Below are 20,554 nucleotides of genomic sequence, written 5' to 3'. Positions count from 1 at the left end.
AGCTCAGACCTACCGGCCGGTAGTCACCCGGACTGGGCGAGCGCCCCGTCGGCGAGCTCCAGGACACGGTCGGCGATAGACAGCAGGACGGGATCGTGGGTGGTGACGATGGCGGTCATGCCGTTGTCGCGCACCAGGCTCGCGATCAGCTCCATGATCTCGCGCGCGGTGGTGGAGTCGAGCTGGCCGGTGGGCTCGTCGGCGAGCAGCAGGATCGGCTCGGCGACGAGAGCGCGGGCGATGGCGACGCGCTGCTGCTGACCACCGGAGAGCTGGCCCGGGATCTGATTGGGGTGCTTGTCCAAGCCCACTTGAGCGAGCGCCGCACGCACTCGCTCCTCGCGCTCGGCAGCGGGAAGGCCCTTGAGCCGCAACGGGATTCCGACATTCTCGGCGGCGGTGAGGATGGGCAAGAGCCCGAAGCCCTGGAAGATATAGGCGACCTGCTCGCGACGAAGCCGCAACAGGTCGTCATCGGACATTGCCGTCACCTCGCCACCGTCCACCACGATGCGGCCGGAATCAACGCGGTCGAGGCCCCCGATGGCGTTCAGCAAGGTCGTCTTGCCCGAGCCCGACCGGCCTCGGATCGCGAGGAACTCCCCACGAGGCACCACGAAGCTCACGCCTTGCAGGGCGGTCACGGTCGTCTCACCAGCGCCGAAGGTCTTCGTGACCTGCTCGACATGCAAGACCGCGCTCGACGCGTCAGCCACCGGACACCTCCTGCTCCCCCGAGTCCGCGCGTGGACGGTCCGGCCAGACACCGATGTGATCGCTCTCCAGGTCCAGGCGGACCCGATCCTTCATGGCCAAGGTCGTCGTGAACTCCCGAGGCAGCTGCAGGCGGCCGGCGCGGTCGAGCACGGCATACTCCTCGGCGATCACCGACTCGCCCCCGTGCTCGTCGATCGCGGTGCGCCGCAAGACTTCCGAGGAGGTGCGCCCATCGCGGATGCCGACAGTGCGCTGCACATGCTCGCTCACCAACGGGTCGTGGGTCACGACGACAACGGTCGTGCCGAAGGCCGCATTGGCCCGTTGAATCGCCCCAAAGACTTCCTCGGAGCTCTGATGATCCAACTCGCCCGTCGGCTCGTCGGCAAGCAGCACCCGCGGCTCGTTGGCCAGCGCGACGGCGAGCGCAACGCGCTGCTGCTGTCCGCCGGACATCTCCCCGAGCCCGCGGTCGGCGACCTGCGGAATGCCGAGCACCTCAAGCAGTTCCAGCGCCCGATCGTGCCGCGTGCGTTTCGGCGTGCGGGCAAGGGCCATGGGCAGCTGGATGTTCTCGATCGCGCTGAGATAGGGCAGCAGGTTGGAGGTCGCCTGCTGGAACAGGAAGCCGACCGTATGCCGTCGGTAACGCACCCGATCGCGCCCGGACATCGTCAGCAAGTCGGCTCCCGCCACCCGGGCGACGCCGGCGCTGGGGATATCGAGCCCGGAGAGGATGTTCAGCAGCGTGGACTTCCCGGACCCGGATGCCCCGACGACGGCGAGCAACTCGCCGGTGCGGACGAAGAGATCGAGGCCCTGCAGGGCCACCACCTCGACGCCCTCGGACTTGAAGATTCGCACGAGGTTGTCGCACAGGATCTCCAGTTCCCCGTCGCTTCGGGTCTCGGTGCGGGTCGTCATCGGTCTTCTCCTGCTCGCAGGTGGGCGCTAAGAGGGGTCGCACGGGCTCGAGCGAGGTCGAGGAGCACGGCGAGGATCGTGAGGAGCAGCAGGGCAATCGCGACCAGACCCGCCACCCACCACGGGGTGGAGATCGGCGGATAGGGCTCGCTGCCGGCATACGGCCCGAGGTCGATGGCTGACTGCATGACGCGCGGGAGATAGCGGCCCAGGACAAAGCCGCCGGCAATGGCCACGGCCGCGGGGGGCAGCACCTCGACCATGGCGAGCACCCAGTCGCGGCGGCGCGGCATACCCAGCACCCGCATGCGCAACAGGGCGGCCACCCGCTCGGGTCGGGTCAACGCGAGGATGACCAGCAGGGAGAGCACGGTGAAGGCGGCGGCCAGGGCCAGCCCGATCGCGAACAGTTGACGCACCAGCGTCGGGAGCGAGCGCGCGGCAATATCAGCTGCCGCCTCCCGCCGGTCCACGACACCCTCACGCAGCGCGACCGGATTGTCAGCACGCACCCCGGCAATGGCCTGCGCCGACCCCATCACGAAGAGGGTGTTCGGCTGCAGATACGGCTGGCCCTCGAGGACGGCATCCCACGGCAAGACCAGCACGGGATGCCCGGCAAGCTGACCGCCACGGGTCAGCCCTGGTTGCACCGCACCGATGGTCACGGCGCGCTCGCGGCCCTGCACGGTCACGGTGAGCTTCCCCGTCGGCCGGACCGGTTCGCTCGCGATCGCCGTGAGCTGTTCGGGCGTGCCCCCGGCGCCGGCCGCATCGAAGGCGATCGGGCTGCCCCCCAGTGCCCGGGAGTATGCCGCCGGGTCCACCCCAATGACGGTCACGGCTTGGTCGGCGCTCCCCGCCTCGCCCGCCAGTTGGCCGGCGAGGACAAAGGCGGGGACGGCGGCGGTGATGCCCGGAACGGCCGCGACCGATCGCACGGCACTGTCGTCGACGCGACGCGCGTCGATGCGCAGATCCGCCCCCGTGAGCGCATAGGCCGCAAGGGTCCGCTCGCGCTGGATTGACGTCGCCAGCCCGCCGAGGAAGGTCGCGAGCGTCGCCGCGACCACGAGTCCGACAAGGGCGGCCGACATACCTCCACCGCCGCGGGCGGCCCTGGTGAGACCCAGGAAGCCGAGCACCGACCGGCGCCGACCCAGCAGGCCCGCGGCCCAGCGGATCGGCAGGGGTAGCAGGCGCAGCAGGACCACCCCGACCGCTGCGGCGAGAAGGATGGGGGTGAGGGCGGCATACCAGTCGATCGAGCCCGTCGAAATAGCGCCTCCGCGCGTGCGCACGGTGTTGATGGCGAAGTAGGCGCCACCGATCAGGGCGAGCTCTGCGAGGAGCCGAATCGCCTGTGCCGCAGTGGAATCACTGCGTGACGTCCCGAGCTCGCGACGGGCCACCAGGGCGGCGGCGAGGGCCGCGATGACCGCAGGCGCGAAGGCCAGCACGGCCATCCGCCCGGCCCCCAGACGCCACCCCACCACGGCCGCCACGGTGCTCACCGGAACGACCCACATCAGGACTTCCAGAACCAAGCCCCAGATCAGCGAGAACCGGGACGCCCCGCGGGCGGACTGCAGGCGCATGGCGGGGGCCCGCCGACTGCCCAGGGTGACGACGAGCAGCACGGCGGCGATGGCGCCCAGCGCCGTGAGCGCCACCGAGACGAAGGCCGTCAGAGCTTTGGTGACCGTCACCGCCTTGGCCTGCTTGGTCAGGACATCAGCCAAGCCACTGCCGACGACCGGCCGCGTCTCGGCCCAGCCCGAAGACTCCAACTTCATCGCGTCGATGCCCTGCACGATGGTCCGGGCTCGAGCCAGATCGAGGCCTTTCGGGTTGAGGACATAGCGCCATTCGTAGTTCAGCCCGCGCGCATAGTCGGCGGACCCCTCGACCCGGCTCGGACCGAATCCTCGGTAGGCCTCGGGTATGGCGTCGAGCGCCTGCCCGAGCGGACCGACCAGGGCGTCCGAAACCATGAAGGCTGCTCGCGAGGTCGTGCCCCCGTCCCACGCGACAACGACATCATTGACGAGCAGTCGTCCTTCGTCCGCCCAAAACGGATCGTTTGCGTCGATCGGGGTGTAGGTGCCCGTCAGTTCGACGGTAATGGGGTATGGCGTGAAGCGCCCCGGCAGGGAGGGCGCCAGCGCGAAGCGGTCACCCACCGTGATCTTCCACGCCGTCGCAACCACGGTCGGAACGACAACCGGGATCACCGGAGTGGTCCGGCTGATGCGATAGGGCTCCACGGCATCGACATATGCGACCGTGCCCAAAGGCTTGGTCCCGAGCGAGCCGGCGTCCCAGCGGACCTTCTCGTTCAGCCCGCCCTGGACCCGCACCATCGCCTCGCGGCTCGACCCGATCGGCGACGACCCCGGACCGGTGACCTTGAATTCCGTTGTCGTGGCGGAGAAGTCGGGGCGACCAAGGAGCTTCGACGCAGCCGGCCCCAAGATCGTCGCGGCCCGCTCGGTGATGATCTGCTGAGGCGAGGTGGGCATGGCCAGGGTCTCGCGCTCAAAGTCCCCGCGCAGCAGCACCACGGACCCGGCGTTGTAGCTAAGCCGGACATCACGTTGCCCGGCCGCCGCGTCGGCCAGGAAATCCCCCAGGGCGCGGTCGTATGCCCGATCCTCCGCCACCGGGAGCAGCGCCACGAAGGCAGCGAGCAAGGCCGCGACCAGAGCCAAGAGCACCCCCGGTCCGACATCTCGCGCCTGGCGGCGCCAAGCGGCAGCAGTCGTGAACGGCCTCATGCGTGCTCCCCCGCCCGCAGCACATCCGCCGGATCCCGTGCGGTGCGGCCGACGACGACCAAACCGACCGCGGCGAGCAGCGCGAGGACGGCGCCCGCGAAGAGCACGAGGGCGCCCACGCCATACTCCGTGTGCACCGCCGGCACCTGTGGATGGCCGTCGCTGCCGATGACGAGCGCGACGATCGCCCAGATCGCCGCCACCCCGGCCCCAAGTCCGACAAGTGTCGACAGCACGAGGACGACCAATCGCTCCCCAAGAACAGCCCGCCGGATCTGCCGGGGCGAGGTGCCGAGCGCCAGCAGGATGCCGGCTTCCCGATGTCGCGCCAGCGCCAGCCCGGCGGTCGCTGCGGCGAAACCGAGCGCGGCCAGGGCGAGCGCTGAACTCGTGACCAAACGCAGCGCGGCCCGCATCCCTGCGTTAACCGGATTGTCCCGCCGCGCCTGCGCGATCTCGGCCGCATCGAGACGCGCAGTCGCGAGCCGCGGCTGTTTGTCCAAAGTGGCTCGGGCGGCGTCGAGGTCCGCAGGCGCGAGCAGCCAAAAGGTCGCGAGCGGGGTCGACAGGGCGCCGCTGCTGGTGCCTTGCGGGCGCGTCGCGGCGGCGGTGACGGCCGCTAGATCGGCGACCATCGCCAGCTGGGGGTTTGGGGCGGTGGGCACGGCGTCGAGGATTCCGTTGACCTTGGCCGGCAGGGTCGCGCCGACCAAGCCGATGGCGAACTCCGCTCCCACGGTGAGCCGGTTGGCGTCCGCGAGCGCCCGCGTGACCAGGACCGGGACGGGCTGCGCGGCGGCCTCTTCGTCGAACGGGACATAGACCGTCACGTTCATCAGCCGGCTGTCGGGCTTGCCGGTCACGGGCGCCGGTTGGGCATCGATGTGCACCGGCGACGCCCCGGACAGGCTCAATGTCACGCCGGCGAGATCGCCCGGACGCCAGTAGGGCGCGGTCGGCGAGGCCGAGACACCCGCGATCCGTGCCCCTGCCGGCCACCCGCCGTCGACCTGGGGGAGGGTGGCGGTGAGCTGCTGCGGGGTCGGGCCGTTCAGCTGCCCGGCCGCGAGCGAAAGCCGTTCGCCCGTCGGAAGTTCGATACGCACACGCCCGGCCAGCGGGAAGATGGAGTCGCCGACGCCGGCATTCTGGCTCGCCGAGCCGACCACGCGCACGCTGACCTCGCGGGCCCCCGCCGGGATGGGGATGCCATGTCTCGGCTGCGCCAGACCAGTCAGCGCACCTGGCCAGGCCGTCCCCGCCCGCACATCCGCGCGGGGCACGTAGGGCGCCGACGCGGCCGATGAGTCGAGCGCCAGCAGCGAGACATCCTTGCTCGCCCCGACCTCAGCCGTCGTGACATTGACCGCCATCGCCCGGTCTCGACCACCGGCGAGTGCGGCATAACTGCTGTTGAGTTGCGCGCTGCCGCGAAGCTCTTGCCCAGGTGTCACCCGAAGCGGCGCTCCGACGGCGAAGCGGGTCTGATCCTCGATGGCCCGCGTGACGGTCGCGCCCTGGGACAGGGCGAGCGCGCCCATCGCGACGCTCAGGAAGACCAGGAGTATGGCGCCCGCCTGGCCCCCCAGCCGCCGCGCCACTTGCCACGATCCCCAGGCCAGCGTGAGCCCTGGCCGCCGCGCGGCAGCGCCCGACGCGAATCGCGCCAGCAGCGGAATGATCCGCAGCCCGAGCACGCACAAACCGGCGATCACCAGAGCCGGTGCACTCAGCGTGAGCGGATCCATCCGCGGCGAGGTCGGGTCATAGCGCCGCAACTGCAGGATCCCCAGCACACCGAAGGCAATCAGCACGACATCAATGCCCGCCTTGGCCAGCCGCCCGAGCAGGGCGCTGCGCGCGGATGGGGTGGCTGACGCGCGCAGCCGCCCGGAGCGAGCCGCCGTGATCAGCACGATGACCGCCGACGCGATCCCCGCAGCCACGATCGGCCCGAGCACATCAGGGCGCATCACCCGTTCAGGGCTGGCCGTGATCTGCTCGGACAGACCGCCGAGCCGGGCCAGAGGATTCGCCACCAGGGGAATCAGCAGAATCGCCAGGGCAACAGACAGCAGCGCCACGAGCGCCGCATCAACGGCCGCCAGGGCCAGCACCTGCCAGGACGAGGCGCCCCTCGCTCGAACCAAGGCCGTCTCGCTGGTGCGCAAAGCGGCCAGTTGTAGGGCCGCCATCGTCAAGGCGACCCCGCCGAGCAGCATGAGCAGGATCGTCGGGGTGAGCAGCGCGATCCGGGTGCGGTCGGCGATATCGCGCGCCTCGGCATACAGCATGGGCGCCTGCGTGCTCACCTGCGCGTGCTTGAGGTCACCCTCGGTGAGCAGGCGCATCGAGCGCTCCGCGTCCTGTTTGTAGGCCAGCGCGTTGGCCCGGGTCACGCCCGTTTCGGGCCGCTCGATCCGCCACCGGGCGCTGACGCTGCGACCGGCGACCTTCGCGAGGTCGCCCTCGGCAAAAAGGAAAGGACCATAGAGAGTGAAACTGTCGCTGGCCTCGACGCCGGTGTTCATCAGCGGCTGATCGAGCCAGATCGGATCCGTGGGGTCGATCGCCTCGACGATGCCCGTGACGATCGCCGGCATCGTCGGCGCACCATCGGCGACGAGATCGACCAGGTCGATCGTGTCCCCGACCTGCCACCCCCCGGCCGTCGCGGCATCGCGGGGCAGCACGACCTGCAACGCGCTGGCCCCGGCGACGGGATAGGCGCCCGCGACGAGCCGGGTCCATCGGGGCAAGTCTCCGACGACGGCCAGCCGCGCGCGATCGCTCTCGGGACGAGACTGCATACCCCGGGAAATGGCCTCAAAGACCTCCGTGACCACCGCGCCGTCGTGCGCCGCCGCGGCGTCGACAACCGCGCGCGCCTGCGGCAACTGGTCCACCTTCACCGAGGCCCGCGCAGAAATCGTCGACAGCGCGGGATCGGCCGCCGTCAGCGTGCTCCGCGCAGCCGCATCCGAGACCACACCACCGAGCAGTTGGAGGAAGCCAAGGACGACCAGCGCGATGAGCGCCGTGGTGGTGAGCACGACGAGGGCACTGCGGTGATGGCGCAGGCGGGATCGACCGATCTGCAGCATCGACCCTCCTGCGAACATCCCCGACGTCGGCCCACCCTGCCACGCGCGTGACGCGCACGGATGGATCCGCTTATGCCAATAAGACGGTAGAGCAGCCCACTGACGTTGGGTCCCGGCGAACATCTCGGGGAAGCAGAACGCCCGGCCGGCCCCTGGTGTGGGGCCGACCGGGCGGTCGTATGCGGCGGTGCCGGGCGGGTCTGCCCGCGCCGCTCAGTGCACGAAGACGGGGGCCGCGGTGGCGTCCTCGTCGTCGAGCAGGTGGCTCTCCTCCTCCTTGCGGGGGAGGAAGAGGGCGGGGATGAGGGTCAGCAAGACCAGGAAGGCGGCCACGAGGAAGCTGTTGCCGAAGACCTTGCCCATCGCATCGGCCACGGCGCTGGCGAGCGCGGCCTGCCCGGCAGCCGCGTCCTGCCCGGCGGAGGCCAGGATCTCAGCGACCTTCGGGAACTGCGGAAGCAGCTGCTGAACGGCCCCCGGGGACATGCCCTTGCTCGCCTCACCGAAGGCAGCGGCCTGGGAGACCAGCGCGTCATTCTTCAGCCCGGTGGTGAGCACGACCGACATGATGGCGACGCCGACGGAGCTGGCGATCTGCTGGGTGATGTTGAGCAGGGTCGAGCCGCGGGCCACCTGGTGGGCGGTCAGCGTCTTGATCGCCGAGGTCATGATCGGCATCATCGTGCCGCCCATGCCGAGGCCGAGCAGGAACAGAACGGGGATGATGTAGCCCCAATAGGACGTCGTGCCATCCACGCGCGACAGCAGGAACATGCCGACGATGATCGCCACCAGGCCGAAGGGCACGATCTTGCCAACCGGCTTCTTGTCGGCCAACGCACCGGCGATCGGCATGGTCAACATGGCGCCGATGCCCTGCGGCGCGACGAGCAGACCGGCATGCAGCGCGTCCTCGTGACGGACATTCTGGAAGTAGGTCGGCACGAGCAGCAGGCCACCGAAGAAGGCCGCGGCGAAGATGAACATGGTGATCGTCGCAACGGTCAAGCGCCGGTTGGCGAACAGCCGCAGGTCGAGCAGCGGGTGCTCGGGCTTGAAGCTGTAGACCACGAACGCGATCAACAGCAGTAGGCCGGCGGTGCCCCAACCCATGACCTTGGCGGAGAAGAAGGTGCCTTCACCGGGGATCGACGAAATGCCGTAGAGGAACATCGCCAGACCCGGGCTCATCATCGCCATGCCGAGCACGTCGAAGCTCTCGCTCGGCTGCGGGCGGTCCTTCGGTAGCGCCCACGCGGCATACAGCAGCGCAATCAGGCCGAGGGGCAGGTTGATGAGGAAGATCCAGTGCCAGGAGACGGTGTCGATGAGATAGCCACCGAGGATCGGGCCGAGGATCGGGCCGAGCAGCATGGGGACACCGAGGATGGCCATGAGGCGGCCCATCCGGTGCGGGCCGGCCGCGCGGGTCATGATCGTCATACCCAAGGGCATGAGCAGACCGCCGCCGAGGCCCTGGACGACCCGGAACAGGATGAGCATGTCGATGCTCGTCGCCGCGGCGCACAGCACCGAGCCGGCGGTGAAGAGGCCGATGGCCAGCATGTAGAGACGCTTGGTGCCGAAGCGGTCCGCCGCCCAGCCGGTCAGCGGGATGACGGCCGCGAGGGCCAGGGTGTATGCCGTGACCGTCCAGGCGACCGTGGAGTAGGCCAGCGGCTCGCCGTTCTTGGCGAACTCGGTCTCGAAGGTGGGCAGGGCGACATTGACGACCGTGATGTCGAGGATCGACATGATGGCGCCGAGCACGACGACGCCGGCGACTTTCAGGACCGCCCCGTCGATCTTGTCGGAATACGCGTCGACGGGTGCGTCGACCGGTGCAGGGGTAGACAAGGATTTCTCCGTCTGTGGAAATGAGGTCCCGGCCCAGGGCTGCTACTCGTCCCGGTGGCGACGCTGTCTCCGGAGGCGGGTCGTGGCAAGGCGGGTGGCGACGAGGACACGCCGCAATCGGCCAATGCTAACAGTTTGAACGTTCATCGACTAGTTGGATTTGCGCGGCTCGGGCAGGAGTGAGGCCGGCAGCCCAAAGGTGCCGGGGTTAGGTTGACTCGTATGACTGGGGCCCCGGATATCGCCACGCTCAGCCAGCTGCGCGCAAGCGGGCATGAGCAGAAGTCGCTGCGCCGCGAATTGCGCGACAACCTGCTCGCCAAGCTCGCCGCCGGCGACGATCCGTGGCCCGGTCTGCACGGCTTCGAGCAGACCGTCCTCCCGCAGGTCGAACGCGCCCTCATCGCCGGGCACGACATCGTTCTGCTGGGCGAGCGCGGCCAGGGCAAGACCCGTTTGCTGCGCACCCTGACCGGCCTGCTGGATGAGTGGACGCCGGTCATCGAGGGCTCTGAACTAGGCGAACACCCCTACGAGCCGATCACCGCCGCCTCCGTGCGCCGCGCTGCGGAACTCGGCGACCACCTCCCCGTCGCCTGGCGGCACCGCTCCGAGCGGTATGCCGAGAAGCTCGCCACCCCCGACACCTCCGTCGCCGACCTGATCGGTGATGTCGACCCGATGAAGGTCGCCGAAGGCCGCCATCTCGGCGATCCCGAGACGATCCACTACGGCCTGATCCCGCGCAGCCACCGGGGCATCGTCGCCATCAACGAGCTGCCCGATCTCGCCGAGCGCATCCAGGTCGCGATGCTGAATGTCATGGAGGAGAGGGATATTCAGATCAGGGGGTATGTCGTGCGCCTCCCCCTCGACGTCCTCGTCGTCGCCTCGGCGAACCCCGAGGACTACACCAACCGCGGCCGGATCATCACGCCGCTGAAGGATCGCTTCGGCGCCGAGATCCGCACCCACTATCCGGTCGAACTCGCCGACGAAATCGCCGTCATCCGCCAGGAGGCCGACCTCGCCGCAACGGTGCCGGACCAGATCGTGGAGATCATCGCCCGGTTCACCCGGCACCTGCGCGAGTCCAGCGCGGTCGATCAGCGCTCCGGCGTTTCGGCGCGCTTCTCGATCGCGGCGGCCGAGACGGTCGCGGCGGCGGCGCTGCACCGGGCCACGATCCAGGGCGAGCCAGAGGCGGTGGCCCGTGTGGTGGACCTCGCCGGCGCCGTGGACGTCCTCGGCGGCAAGGTCGAATTCGAGACCGGGGAGGAGGGCCGTGAGCGGGCCGTCCTCGATCATCTGCTGCGCACCGCGACGGCCGAGACGGCGCGAGAAGCGTTCCGCGGCATCGACTTCCGGCTCCTCGTGGAGGCGCTGGCCGGTGGCGTGCTGGTCATGACCGGCGACCAGGTCAGCGCCGCCGACTTCCTCGACGCCCTGCCGATCCTCGGGGAGTCGGAGTTGTATGACGAGGTCGCAGCCCGCGTCTCGGCCGCCTCCGCGGGTGAGCGGGCCAGCGCCCTCGAACTCGCCCTGGAGGGGCTCTACCTCGCCAAGCGCATCGGCAAGGACTCCGACGGGTCCCGCACGGTCTACGGCGAAACCCCTTGAGCCACCGGTGAGTTCGCGTCGGGAGTCGAGGCACTCCGCATACGGACCGTATGCCGGGGGCGACCCCCTCGCGCCGCCGGTCGACCTCGGCGAGGCGCTGTCAGCGATTGGCGAGGACGTCATGGCGGGCTACTCGCCCGACCGGGCGCTGGCGGAGTTCCTGCGCCGTGGTGGTCAGAACCAGCGCGGCTTGGACGACCTTGCGCGGCAGGTCGCCGAGAAGAGGCGCGAGTTGTTGCAGCGCCACAACTTGGACGGCACCATGCAACAGGTCAAGGAGCTGCTCGACAAAGCCGTTCTGGCAGAACGCAAACAGCTCGCGCGGGACCTCGATGATGACGCGCGTTTCCAGGAGATGCGCCTTGACGGGTTGCCGCCCTCGCCGGCGGCGGCAGTCAACTCGCTCGCCGATTACCCGTGGCGCAGCAGTGACGCGCGCGCGGCATACGAGGACATAAAGGACCTGCTCGGGCGGGAGTTGCTCGACCAGCGCTTCGCCGGGATGAAACAGGCCCTCGAAGGCGCCACCGACGAGGACCGGGCCCGGATCAACGAGATGCTCGGCGATCTCAACGACCTTCTGGAGAAGCACCGGCTCGGCGAGGACACCGACCAGGACTTCGCCGATTTCATGGGCAAGCACGGTGACTTCTTCCCCGAGAATCCACAGTCCGTCGAGGAGTTGATCGACGCTCTCGCCCAGCGGGCGGCCGCCGCACAGCGGATGCTCAACTCGATGACGCCGGAGCAGCGAGCCGAGCTGATGGCGTTGTCGCAGCAGGCTTTTGGCTCACCGCAGCTCATGGACAGCCTCAGCCGGTTGGACGCCAATCTGCAGATGCTGCGCCCGGGCGAGGACTGGAACGGCGGCGAGCGCTTCCAAGGTGACGAGGGCTTGGGCCTCGGCGATGGCACGGGCGCCTTCCAAGATCTTGCCGAGCTCGATGCCCTCAGTGAGCAACTCTCCCAGTCCTATCCGGGCGCGCGCCTGGACGATATCGACCTCGACGCCCTGCTGCGCCAGCTCGGCGACGAGGCCAGCGCGGATGCCCGCACTCTCGCCGAGATCGAAAAGCAACTGCGCGAGACCGGCCTGATCAAGCGCAGTGCCGATGGCTCACTTCGTCTCTCTCCCAAGGCAATGCGCCAGCTCGGCAAGTCCCTGCTGCGCGATGTCGCCGACCGGATGTCCGGCCGACAGGGCGCCCGCGAGCTGCGCCAAGCCGGGGCGGCCGGCGAGCCGAGCGGCGCCAGCCGCGCCTGGGCCTTCGGTGACACCGATAGTTGGGATGTCACAGCCACCCTGACCAACGCCGTGCAGCGCACGGTGAGCCGCGGGATGGACGCGCGGCACGGCATACGGCTGGAACTGGACGACATCGAGGTGATCGAGACCGAGGCGCGCACCCAGGCGGCCGTCGCGCTGCTCGTCGACACCAGTTTCTCGATGGCGATGGACGGCCGCTGGCTGCCGATGAAGCGCACCTCGCTCGCGCTACACCAGCTCATCTCGACCCGCTTCCGCGGCGACAAACTGCAGCTGATCGCCTTCGGCCGACGCGCCCAGGTGATGGACATTGAGGAACTCACCGGCCTGGAACCGAAGTGGGACAAGGGAACCAACCTCCACCACGCCCTGCTGCTGGCCAACCGGCACTTCCGCAAGCACCCGAGCATGCAGCCGGTGCTCCTCGTCGTCACTGATGGCGAACCGACGTCACATCTGCACTCCAGCGGGCAGGTCTTCTTCGACTACCCGCCGCACCCGCTGACCCTCGCCCTGACGGTGCGCGAGCTCGACACGACGACTCGGTTGGGCGCCAAGGTCACCTTCTTCCGGCTCGGCGACGACCCCGGCCTGGCCCGCTTCATCGACCAGATGGCCCGACGCGCAGACGGCAAGGTGGTGGCGCCGGAGACGGACGATCTCGGCGCCGCCGTCGTCGGGAGCTACCTCGGCTCCCGCTCGACCTGGCGCTCCGCCTGGACCGGCCTCTGACCTACGCGTCCGCCACGCGCGTCCGTTGGTGGACGAGCAGCGAGACCGCGAAGATCAGGCCGCCGGCGAGGGCCAGAGCGAAGCCGACCCACGACGGGGCGGTGTAGCCGTAGCCGGCGGCAAGCACGGCGCCACCGAGCCAGGCACCGAGCGCATTCGCCACATTGAGGGCCGCGTGATTGCTCGCCGCGCCCAGGTTGCGGGCATCACCGGCGACCTGCATCAGCCGCATCTGGAGACCGACCACCAGCATGCCGGCGCAGATGGAGCACGCGAGGATCGACAGAGCTGCGGGGATCAGCCACTGTGAGGTCCAGGTGAAGAGCGCCAGGTTGGCCGCCAAGGTCGCCAGCCCGATCCCGATGGTCCGCAGGATCGACCAGTCCGCCATCCGCCCGGCGATCGGGGTCCCGACCAGCCCGCCGAGTCCGAGGACCAGCATGATGACCGGCACCACCGACGCCGGCTGTTTCGTCACCTCGGTGATCGTCGGCGCGATGTACGAGTTCATCGCGAACATCCCGCCGAAGCCGATCGCCCCCGTCAGCAAGGTCAGCCAGACCTGCAGGTTCTTCAGCGCCCGCAGCTCGCGTCGCATCGCCCCGTCAGGATGCGGATAAGACTGCGGCACAACGAGATGCACGAGCAGAGCGGAGATAAGGGCCAGTCCCCCGATCACGCCATATGCCGTCCGCCACCCGAACTGTTGCCCCAGCCAGGTGCCCGCCGGGACCCCGAGCAGGTTGGCGAAAGGTATGCCGAGCATCACCCGTGAGACCGCGCGTCCGGCCATCTGCGGCGGCATCAGGTCGACAGCAGCGAGCGATGCGACTCCGAAGAAGGCACCATGCGGCAGCCCCGCCAGGAAGCGGGCACCGACGAGCAGGCCGAAGTTCGGCGCCAGGGCCACGAGGGCATTGCCGATCGCCAGCGTGGCTAACAGGCCCGCCAGCATCGTGCGCCGCGGCCAACTGGCCCCCGCGACGGCGAGGATCGGCGCGCCGACGACGACCCCCACGGCATACGCAGCGATCGAGGCCCCGCCCGCCGGTATGGAGACCCCGAGATCGCCAGCGGTCTCCGGCAGCAGGCCCATGGCGATGAACTCGGTCGTCCCGATCCCGACCCCGCCGAGGATGAGGGCGATGATGGCGAGGTTGGTATGCCGGGCCTGGGTCACCGGCATACGGTGTCACGACTCGGGGTCCGACAGCACTCTCAGTCGGATGCTGGCGGTCAGCGCACGAGGAGCGCGAGGGCGGACAGGGCGGATGCGGCCAGCACCGCCTTCTCGAAGGCGGCCTGCGAGATGCGCCGGATCGTATGCCGCCCGAGCCAGGCGCCGATGCCGACCAGCGGGGCGAGGGCGAGCGCGCGCCATACATCGGCCCAGGCCAGCAGCCCGAGACTGGTGGAGAAGGGGATCTTCAGCAGGTTGATGCCGAAGAAGAACCAGGCGCTCGTGCCGACGAAGCGCACCTTGTCGACCTGCTTGGCGACCAAATAGACCGTCATGACAGCACCGGCGGCGTTCGCCGTCATGGTCGCGAACCCGGCGCCCATGCCCGCGGCCCACGCGGCCGCGCGGCCGTGGGCGACCTGGCCAAGGCGGTCTCGCCGGGCGTTGACGACCAGCTGCAGCGCAACCATCGCCAGCAGGAGGGCTCCAATCGACCGGCGCAAGACCGTGTCGTCGACGATCGCCAAAAAGCCGGCGCCGAGCGCCAAACCCGGCAGGACGCTCGGAATCAGGCCGCGCATCAGCTGCAGATCGCAGTCGCGTCGGTAGGACCAGATGGCGAAGAGATCGCCGACGATCAGCACCATGAGGATGGCGGCCGTCGAGGACCGGGTGGGCAGGATCGAGGCGAAGATGACCACCGAGATGACGGCCAGGCCGCCGATGGCGGTCTTGCTATAGCCGATGACGAAGGCCGCGAACCCAAAGAGCAACAGCTGTGTCATCCCCACGCCCAGATCATGTCGCGGCCAGCGGCACCGGCGCGAGTGCGCTGGTCCGCTCGTCGCAGCACGGAGCGCGAATGGCTTACGACTCGAGAGGTGGTCGACGGACCAGGTGGACGCGCTCGGATGAGCTGAGCAGCGCCCGCATGATGTCTTCCTCCGTCGCGCCGTATCCCTTGAGCAGCGCCCCGAACAGGCCACCCATCACGAGCAGGTCGGGCTTTTGACCGAAGTGACCGCCGAGCTCCAGGGCGACATACCCGTGAAGAGCTGCCCACATCTGGGCGCTGAACAAGCTGGCGTCCACCGGGTCGATGAGGTCTGCCTTGAGGATCGCCCGCGCGCGCTCGACCACCATGGCGAAGGCGGCGATGCCCGCCGGCGCATCCGCATTCATCGAGCTCTCGACCTCGGCGCGCACGCCGCGGGCATAGCGCATGACCCATTGTTACCCTCGTCACCGGCGGCCGAACTCGACGACGAACTGGCGACTCTCGGAATCTGCGACTTCGGCGGCACCATCAAGGGCGCCTATAGCGCGCACCCGCATCGCGACCCGGTAACCGGCGAATTGCACGCCGTCTCCTATCACTTCGGCATGGGCAACCAGGTGGAGTATTCCGTCGTCGACCAGCACGGGCGCGCACGCAAGATCGAACGGATCACCGTCGGCGGCAGCCCGATGATGCACGACTTCTCGCTCACCGCCGAGCACGTGGTCTTCTACGACTTGCCGGTGTCTTTGACCCGGCGATCGTCGCGTCGGGCGCCCCACGACTCTTCCGGACCGGGGTCCAAGTCTTCCTCGGGGGGATCATCGGCCGGGTCCGCATACCCGAGCCCATCCTGGACCGAATCCCGTTGGGCAACAGCGACTTTCCCTACACCTGGAATCCGAAGTATGCCGCCCGCATCGGCATCATGCCGCGCGAGGGCACCGATGCGGACGTGCGGTGGTTTGAGATCGATCCGTGCTTCGTCTTCCACCCGCTGGGGGCGTATGACGATGGGTCCCGCGTCGTGCTGGACGTCGTGCGGCACCCGCGGATGTTCGATTCGAGCCCGTTGGTGCCCAACGAGGGCGCGCCGCGCTTGGAGCGCTGGATCGTCGATCTCGAGCGCGGCTCGGTGACTCAGGAGGTGCTCGCCGACCAACCGCTGGAGTTCCCGCGCCGACGAGCGGCGACTGGGCCATCGGCACCGCTATGGCTACTCCATCGGGATCGGCGCGGGCGGCATCGCGACCGGCCAGGTCCTCAAACATGATGTCGAGCACGCGACCACCCAGACCCGTGATCTCGGGGCGGCGGTCAACGTCGGCGAATTTCTTTTCGTGCCCCGGGACGAGCACTCCGGCGAGGACGACGGCTGGCTGATGGGGACGGCATACCACCGCGACGGCGACCGCAGTGAGCTCCGCCTTCTCGACGCGGGGACCCTGGAGGATGTCGCGATCGTGGAGCTGCCGGCGCGGGTGCCGGCCGGCTTTCATGGCAACTGGATAACAACTGGCCCAGCGGGTTAGGAGGAACCCGCGAGGCTGGTTTAGCGTCGCACCTGCCGAAGCCGCGCGGTCGCCCGATCGCGCGCACGATTAGGGGGAGAGAACGAGCATGACCGAAGACATCCAGAACCCGGCCGAGCCGCTTGATGGCGTCGTCGAGGTCGCCGCGCCCAAGCGCCGCCGGGGCGTCACCATTGCCGCCGTCGGTGGCACCCTCGCGCTCGTTGGCCTCGCGGCCGGCGGTGCCCTCGCGATGAACGCCCTCAGCGGTGGCGGGCCGCAGCCGGAGGATGTCCTGCCTGCCAACACGCTCGGCTTCGCCAAGATCGACCTTGACCCGTCCAGCGGTCAAAAGATCAGCGCGCTGCGTCTGATGCGCAAGTTCCCGGCATTGAAGGATCAGCTGTCCGGCACCGATGACAACTCGGACTTGCGCAGGGTCGTCTTCGAGGCGGCCCAGAAGGAAGGCGGCCTGAAGGGGCTGTCGTATGACGCCGACGTGGCCCCGTGGATCGGCGACCGATTCGCGATGGCGGCCGTCCCCACGGCCGACGGCAAGGGCGTCGTCCCCGTGATGCTGCTCGCGTCCACCGACCAAGCTAAGGCCAAGGCCGCACTGGCCAAGGCCGCGACCGACGGCGCGGCGTGCGATGTGCTCCCCGACTTCGTGCGCTGCACTGAGAAGGCGGAGGAGCTGGCCGCGCTGGCTAGTGCCCCCGGCACGAAGCTGGTCGACTCGGCGGGCTTCAAGGGCGACATGAAGGACCTCGGCGAGGATGGCATCGTCAGCATGTGGCTCGACCTCGGGGCGGCCGTCGACCTGGCGGCCACGGAGTCGAGCGTTTCGGCACAGGAGCTCGACGCGGTCAAGGACAAGATCGGCGGCGGCCGGATGTATGCCGCCCTGCGCTTCGATGGCGCCAATGTCGAAGTCGCCGGTGCAGTTCGCGACGCCAAGGCACCGGCCGTCGACGCTAGCGGCTCCACGGAAATTGGCTCGCTGCCTGCGGACACCATCGCGGCCGTGAGCTTCAATAGCCTGGGTGAGCAAGTCAAGTCCGCGTGGGCGGACGTCCAAAAGGCCTTGGACGCCACCTCGGGCGAGAGCGATCTCACCGGCTCGATCCAGAACCAGTTCGGCATCTCGCTGCCGGACGACCTCGTGGGCCTGCTCGGCAAGCACACGACCTTCACGTTCGGCGGGATGGGCAGCGACGACATGCCCAAGATCGCCCTGAAGACCGACGGCGACCCAGCTGTGGCGCAGAAATTGGTCAACGCGGTGTCCGACCAGGGTCAGCCGCTGGGCCTGGTCGGTGACGGCCGCGTCGTGCTTGCGCTGGACCAGACGTATGCCGATGCTGTCGCCAAGGGCTCTGGCCTGGACAAGAACGAGGCCTTCGTCAACGCGATGCCGGACTACAAGAACGCCTCACAGGCGGTCTTCGTCAATATCGCCAAGGTCATCGAGGCCTTCGGCGCCGACATCCCGGCGGATATGCGCGCCAACCTCGACCCGCTGTCGGCCTTCGGCATGACCGGCACCCAAAAGGGCGGCGACTCCGACTTCACCATCCGCCTGACGACCCGCTGACCCGGGCCCCGCGCGGGCTCGGGGGCTCGGGCGCGAGGTCTCCTAACCTCTGCTAGCACAGGTTAGTCAACCCGGCCCAGCGTGAAAATTGTGCGGTGCCAGGGCTTTTCGGCCACGGCAGTGCGGTCGAACATCACGTGCTTGATCGTCGTGTACTCCTCGAAGGAGTAGGCCGACATGTCCTTGCCGAAGCCCGACTGCTTGACGCCGCCGTGCGGCATCTCGCTGATGATCGGGATGTGGTCGTTGATCCACACGCACCCGGAGCGGATCTCGGCGCTGGCGCGCATCGCGCGATAGACATCGCGGGTCCAGGCCGAGGCGGCCAGCCCGTATGCCGTGTCGTTGGCCAGCGCGATCGCCTCGTCATCGGTGTCGAAGGGCGTCACCGTGAGCACGGGGCCGAAGATCTCGTCGGTCCACACCTCATGCGCCGGAGTGACATCGGCAATCAATGTCGGCGCGTAGTAGGAGCCGGCCGCGAGGTCGCCGCCAGGGGACGTGCCGCCGGTGACGACTCGGGCATACGACCGGGCACGCTCGACCATGCCAGCGACCTTGTCGCGGTGCGCCATCGAGATGAGCGGGCCGAGATCGGTCGCGGGGTCGGGGGTGGGGCCGAGGCGCACCGCGGCATACAGATCGGCGACGCCCTCGACGAAGCGACCATGCAGCGAGCGGTGAACGATCGCGCGGGTCGCGGCGGTGCAGTCCTGGCCGGTGTTGATCAGCGAGCCGGCGACGGCGCCATGAATGGCGGCCTCGAGGTCGGCGTCATCGAATACGACGAAAGGCGCCTTGCCGCCGAGTTCGAGGTGTACGCGCTTGGCGGTCCCCGCGGCAGCTTCGAGCACCGTGCGCCCGACCCGGGTCGAACCGGTGAAGGAGACCATGTCGACGTCCGGGTGGCGCAGCAGATGCGCGCCCGCGGTGGCACCCGCGCCGGCCACGACGTTGATGACGCCGGGCGGCAGACCGGCAGCGGTCGCCGCCTCGGCGAACATCAAGGACGTCAGCGGGGTGTTCTCGGCAGGCTTGAGCACGATGGTGTTGCCGGCGGCAATGGCGGGCAGGATCTTCCACGCGGCCATCTGCAGCGGGTAGTTCCACGGCGAGATCGACCCGACCACGCCGACCGGTTCGCGGCGGATGCTGCTGGTGTGGTCAGGCGAGTATTCGGCGGTCGCCTTGCCGTCGAGATTGCGCGCGGCGCCGGCGAAGAAGGCGATGTTGTCGATGGTGCCGGGCACGTCGAACTCGGTCGCAAGCCGGATCGGCTTGCCCGCCTGCCGCGACTCGACCTCGGCGAATTCGCTTGCCCGGCGCTCCATTTCGGCCGCGAAAGCGGTCAGGACCCCCGACCGCTCGCCGGGCGAAGTGCGGGACCAGCCGTCGTATGCCGCGCGCGCCGCCCCCACTGCCGCGTCCACCTGCCCGGGCCCCGCCAAGGCATACTCCGTGATCGTCTCCCCGGTCGAGGGATCGATCACCCGGTAGGGCTCGCCGCCGTCCGCTGCCAGTTTCTCGCCATTGATGAACTGCATCACGGGGGCAGCCTATGCACCCGCCACGGTGGTGGCTCGCTCATCGCCCTTGTTGGCGTAGGTCGTGACGAGCCACCAGATGCCGAAGGCCGGCATCAACACGGTGGCGGCCACCCAAACTGGCCGCGGCGCATCACCGAGCGCCCCGAGCGGCGAGAGCGCCAGCGGCGCGAACCAGAAGACCACCGCAGCCAGGGCCAAGGCGACTCCGCGACCTGCGGCATACAAGCTCATGCCGAGCGGGACGCACCACACCCAGTGGTGGGACCACGAGACAGGAGACGCTAGGAGCGCGCCGACGGCGACGGCCAGACGGTTCCGACGGTCGTTGCGATTAACCGCAGGATGGAGCCGAGGTCCCGCCGAGCGAGCAGACACAGGGCGAAAGCGGCTGGCACCAGCTTGATTCCGGCCGCGATGCCGATCAGGATGCCGCGATATCGGCGAGGAACATTGAGCAAATCCGCAGACACCAAGGCCGCCAGGACGAGATTGACCTGGCCCTGCTGGATGGTCCGTAGCACCGGCTCGGCGAGCAGACCGACGCCCGCCGCCACGGCGATCCCGGTGCGCGTCCAGCCTAGGCTCCGACCGAAGACCCCGATGAGGACGGCATACGCGAGAGCCGACAACAGGACCAGCGCCACCGCGGCCCCAGCCCAAGGCAGCAGGGCGAACGGGACGAAGATGAGGGCCGCGAAGGGCGGATAGGTGAAGACGAGTTGTCCGTGGCCGGCGGAGCGATCGGCATACAGCGCCGACCCGTCCAGAAGAGCGCGGGCGCCGGCCCGATAGACACTCAGGTCCTGGAAGTGCGGGGGCCCGCGAAGCCAGTCGACATAGCGCCAGGACACCAGGACGAGCAGAAGTGCGACGGCGAACGCACGACGCCCCGCCCCGCCCCGCCCCGCCCGCCCCGAGCCACCATCACGCCCCGAGCCACCATCAC

General features: G+C 69.0%; 14 protein-coding genes and 2 pseudogenes. 5 read left to right on the top strand and 11 right to left on the bottom strand.

Translation table 11 applies throughout. The features are described 5' to 3' along the window. Positions 1–23 precede the first annotated feature (23 nt). The 5 genes from ABD225_RS17645 to ABD225_RS17625 form a co-directional block, all read right to left on the bottom strand. Entirely contained in the window at positions 24–716 is a 693-nt protein-coding gene (locus ABD225_RS17645) for an ABC transporter ATP-binding protein (RefSeq protein WP_344088693.1), read from the bottom strand. Next, positions 709–1,641, bottom strand: coding sequence for an ABC transporter ATP-binding protein (locus tag ABD225_RS17640; protein WP_344088690.1), 933 nt, complete (start codon positions 1,639–1,641; stop codon positions 709–711). Before ABD225_RS17640 ends, ABD225_RS17645 begins: the two co-directional genes overlap by 8 nt. After that, positions 1,638–4,418, bottom strand: a complete 2,781-nt coding sequence (locus tag ABD225_RS17635) for an FtsX-like permease family protein (RefSeq protein WP_344088687.1) — start codon at positions 4,416–4,418, stop codon at positions 1,638–1,640. Before ABD225_RS17635 ends, ABD225_RS17640 begins: the two co-directional genes overlap by 4 nt. Further along, entirely contained in the window at positions 4,415–7,522 is a 3,108-nt protein-coding gene (locus ABD225_RS17630; protein WP_344088684.1) for an FtsX-like permease family protein, read from the bottom strand. The genes ABD225_RS17635 and ABD225_RS17630 overlap by 4 nt, the downstream gene beginning before the upstream one ends. Positions 7,523–7,735: 213 nt before the next feature. Then, positions 7,736–9,379, bottom strand: a complete 1,644-nt coding sequence (locus tag ABD225_RS17625) for a DHA2 family efflux MFS transporter permease subunit (protein WP_344088682.1) — start codon at positions 9,377–9,379, stop codon at positions 7,736–7,738. A gap of 222 nt (positions 9,380–9,601) precedes the next feature. Between ABD225_RS17625 and ABD225_RS17620 the strand changes: the two genes are divergently transcribed. Both ABD225_RS17620 and ABD225_RS17615 read left to right on the top strand, forming a co-directional pair. Then, positions 9,602–10,999: a sigma 54-interacting transcriptional regulator gene (locus tag ABD225_RS17620; RefSeq protein ID WP_344088679.1), complete on the top strand. Its 1,398-nt coding sequence runs from the start codon at positions 9,602–9,604 to the stop codon at positions 10,997–10,999. A gap of 7 nt (positions 11,000–11,006) precedes the next feature. Next, positions 11,007–12,998 (top strand): vWA domain-containing protein, encoded by a 1,992-nt coding sequence (locus tag ABD225_RS17615; protein ID WP_344088677.1) that lies wholly within the window; start codon positions 11,007–11,009, stop codon positions 12,996–12,998. 1 nt (position 12,999) lies between these two features. Here the strand turns inward: ABD225_RS17615 and ABD225_RS17610 are convergent, their stop codons facing one another. The 3 genes from ABD225_RS17610 to ABD225_RS17600 form a co-directional block, all read right to left on the bottom strand. Continuing rightward, positions 13,000–14,184 (bottom strand): MFS transporter, encoded by a 1,185-nt coding sequence (locus ABD225_RS17610; RefSeq protein WP_344088674.1) that lies wholly within the window; start codon positions 14,182–14,184, stop codon positions 13,000–13,002. Between the two features lie 50 nt (positions 14,185–14,234). After that, positions 14,235–14,963: a sulfite exporter TauE/SafE family protein gene (locus ABD225_RS17605; RefSeq protein ID WP_344088897.1), complete on the bottom strand. Its 729-nt coding sequence runs from the start codon at positions 14,961–14,963 to the stop codon at positions 14,235–14,237. An 82-nt stretch (positions 14,964–15,045) separates the two neighbouring features. Next, complete coding sequence (locus ABD225_RS17600) at positions 15,046–15,402, bottom strand: TetR-like C-terminal domain-containing protein (protein ID WP_344088671.1); 357 nt, start codon at positions 15,400–15,402, stop codon at positions 15,046–15,048. 6 nt (positions 15,403–15,408) lie between these two features. Here ABD225_RS17600 and ABD225_RS18810 point away from each other — a divergent pair. The 3 genes and pseudogenes from ABD225_RS18810 to ABD225_RS17580 all read left to right on the top strand — a co-directional run. After that, positions 15,409–15,654 (top strand): annotated as a pseudogene (locus ABD225_RS18810) (carotenoid oxygenase family protein); the annotation flags it as partial. Between the two features lie 230 nt (positions 15,655–15,884). Further along, positions 15,885–16,488 (top strand): annotated as a pseudogene (locus tag ABD225_RS18805) (carotenoid oxygenase family protein). 88 nt (positions 16,489–16,576) lie between these two features. Further along, on the top strand, positions 16,577–18,061 hold the full coding sequence (locus tag ABD225_RS17580) for a DUF3352 domain-containing protein (protein ID WP_344088662.1): 1,485 nt from the start codon (positions 16,577–16,579) through the stop codon (positions 18,059–18,061). Positions 18,062–18,123: 62 nt separating this feature from the next. On the opposite strand, the gene ABD225_RS17575 is transcribed toward ABD225_RS17580, so the two are convergent. Genes ABD225_RS17575 through ABD225_RS17565 form a run of 3 tightly spaced genes read right to left on the bottom strand, consistent with a single transcriptional unit; the run spans position 18,124 to position 20,459 of the window. Beyond that, positions 18,124–19,608 carry a gamma-aminobutyraldehyde dehydrogenase gene (locus tag ABD225_RS17575; RefSeq protein ID WP_344088659.1) on the bottom strand — a complete coding sequence of 495 codons (1,485 nt, stop codon included), beginning with the start codon at positions 19,606–19,608 and terminating at the stop codon, positions 18,124–18,126. Between the two features lie 9 nt (positions 19,609–19,617). Beyond that, entirely contained in the window at positions 19,618–19,860 is a 243-nt protein-coding gene (locus ABD225_RS17570; RefSeq protein ID WP_344088656.1) for a hypothetical protein, read from the bottom strand. A 29-nt stretch (positions 19,861–19,889) separates the two neighbouring features. Next, positions 19,890–20,459, bottom strand: a complete 570-nt coding sequence (locus ABD225_RS17565) for a glycosyltransferase 87 family protein (protein ID WP_344088653.1) — start codon at positions 20,457–20,459, stop codon at positions 19,890–19,892. Between the last annotated feature and the right edge of the window lie 95 nt (positions 20,460–20,554).

This window comes from Nostocoides veronense, assembly GCF_039531185.1.
In the GTDB taxonomy this organism is placed as follows: Bacteria; Actinomycetota; Actinomycetes; order Actinomycetales; family Dermatophilaceae; genus Nostocoides_A; species Nostocoides_A veronense.
Note: the sequence above shows the minus strand (reverse complement) of the source record. Positions and strands in the feature narration are given on the sequence as shown.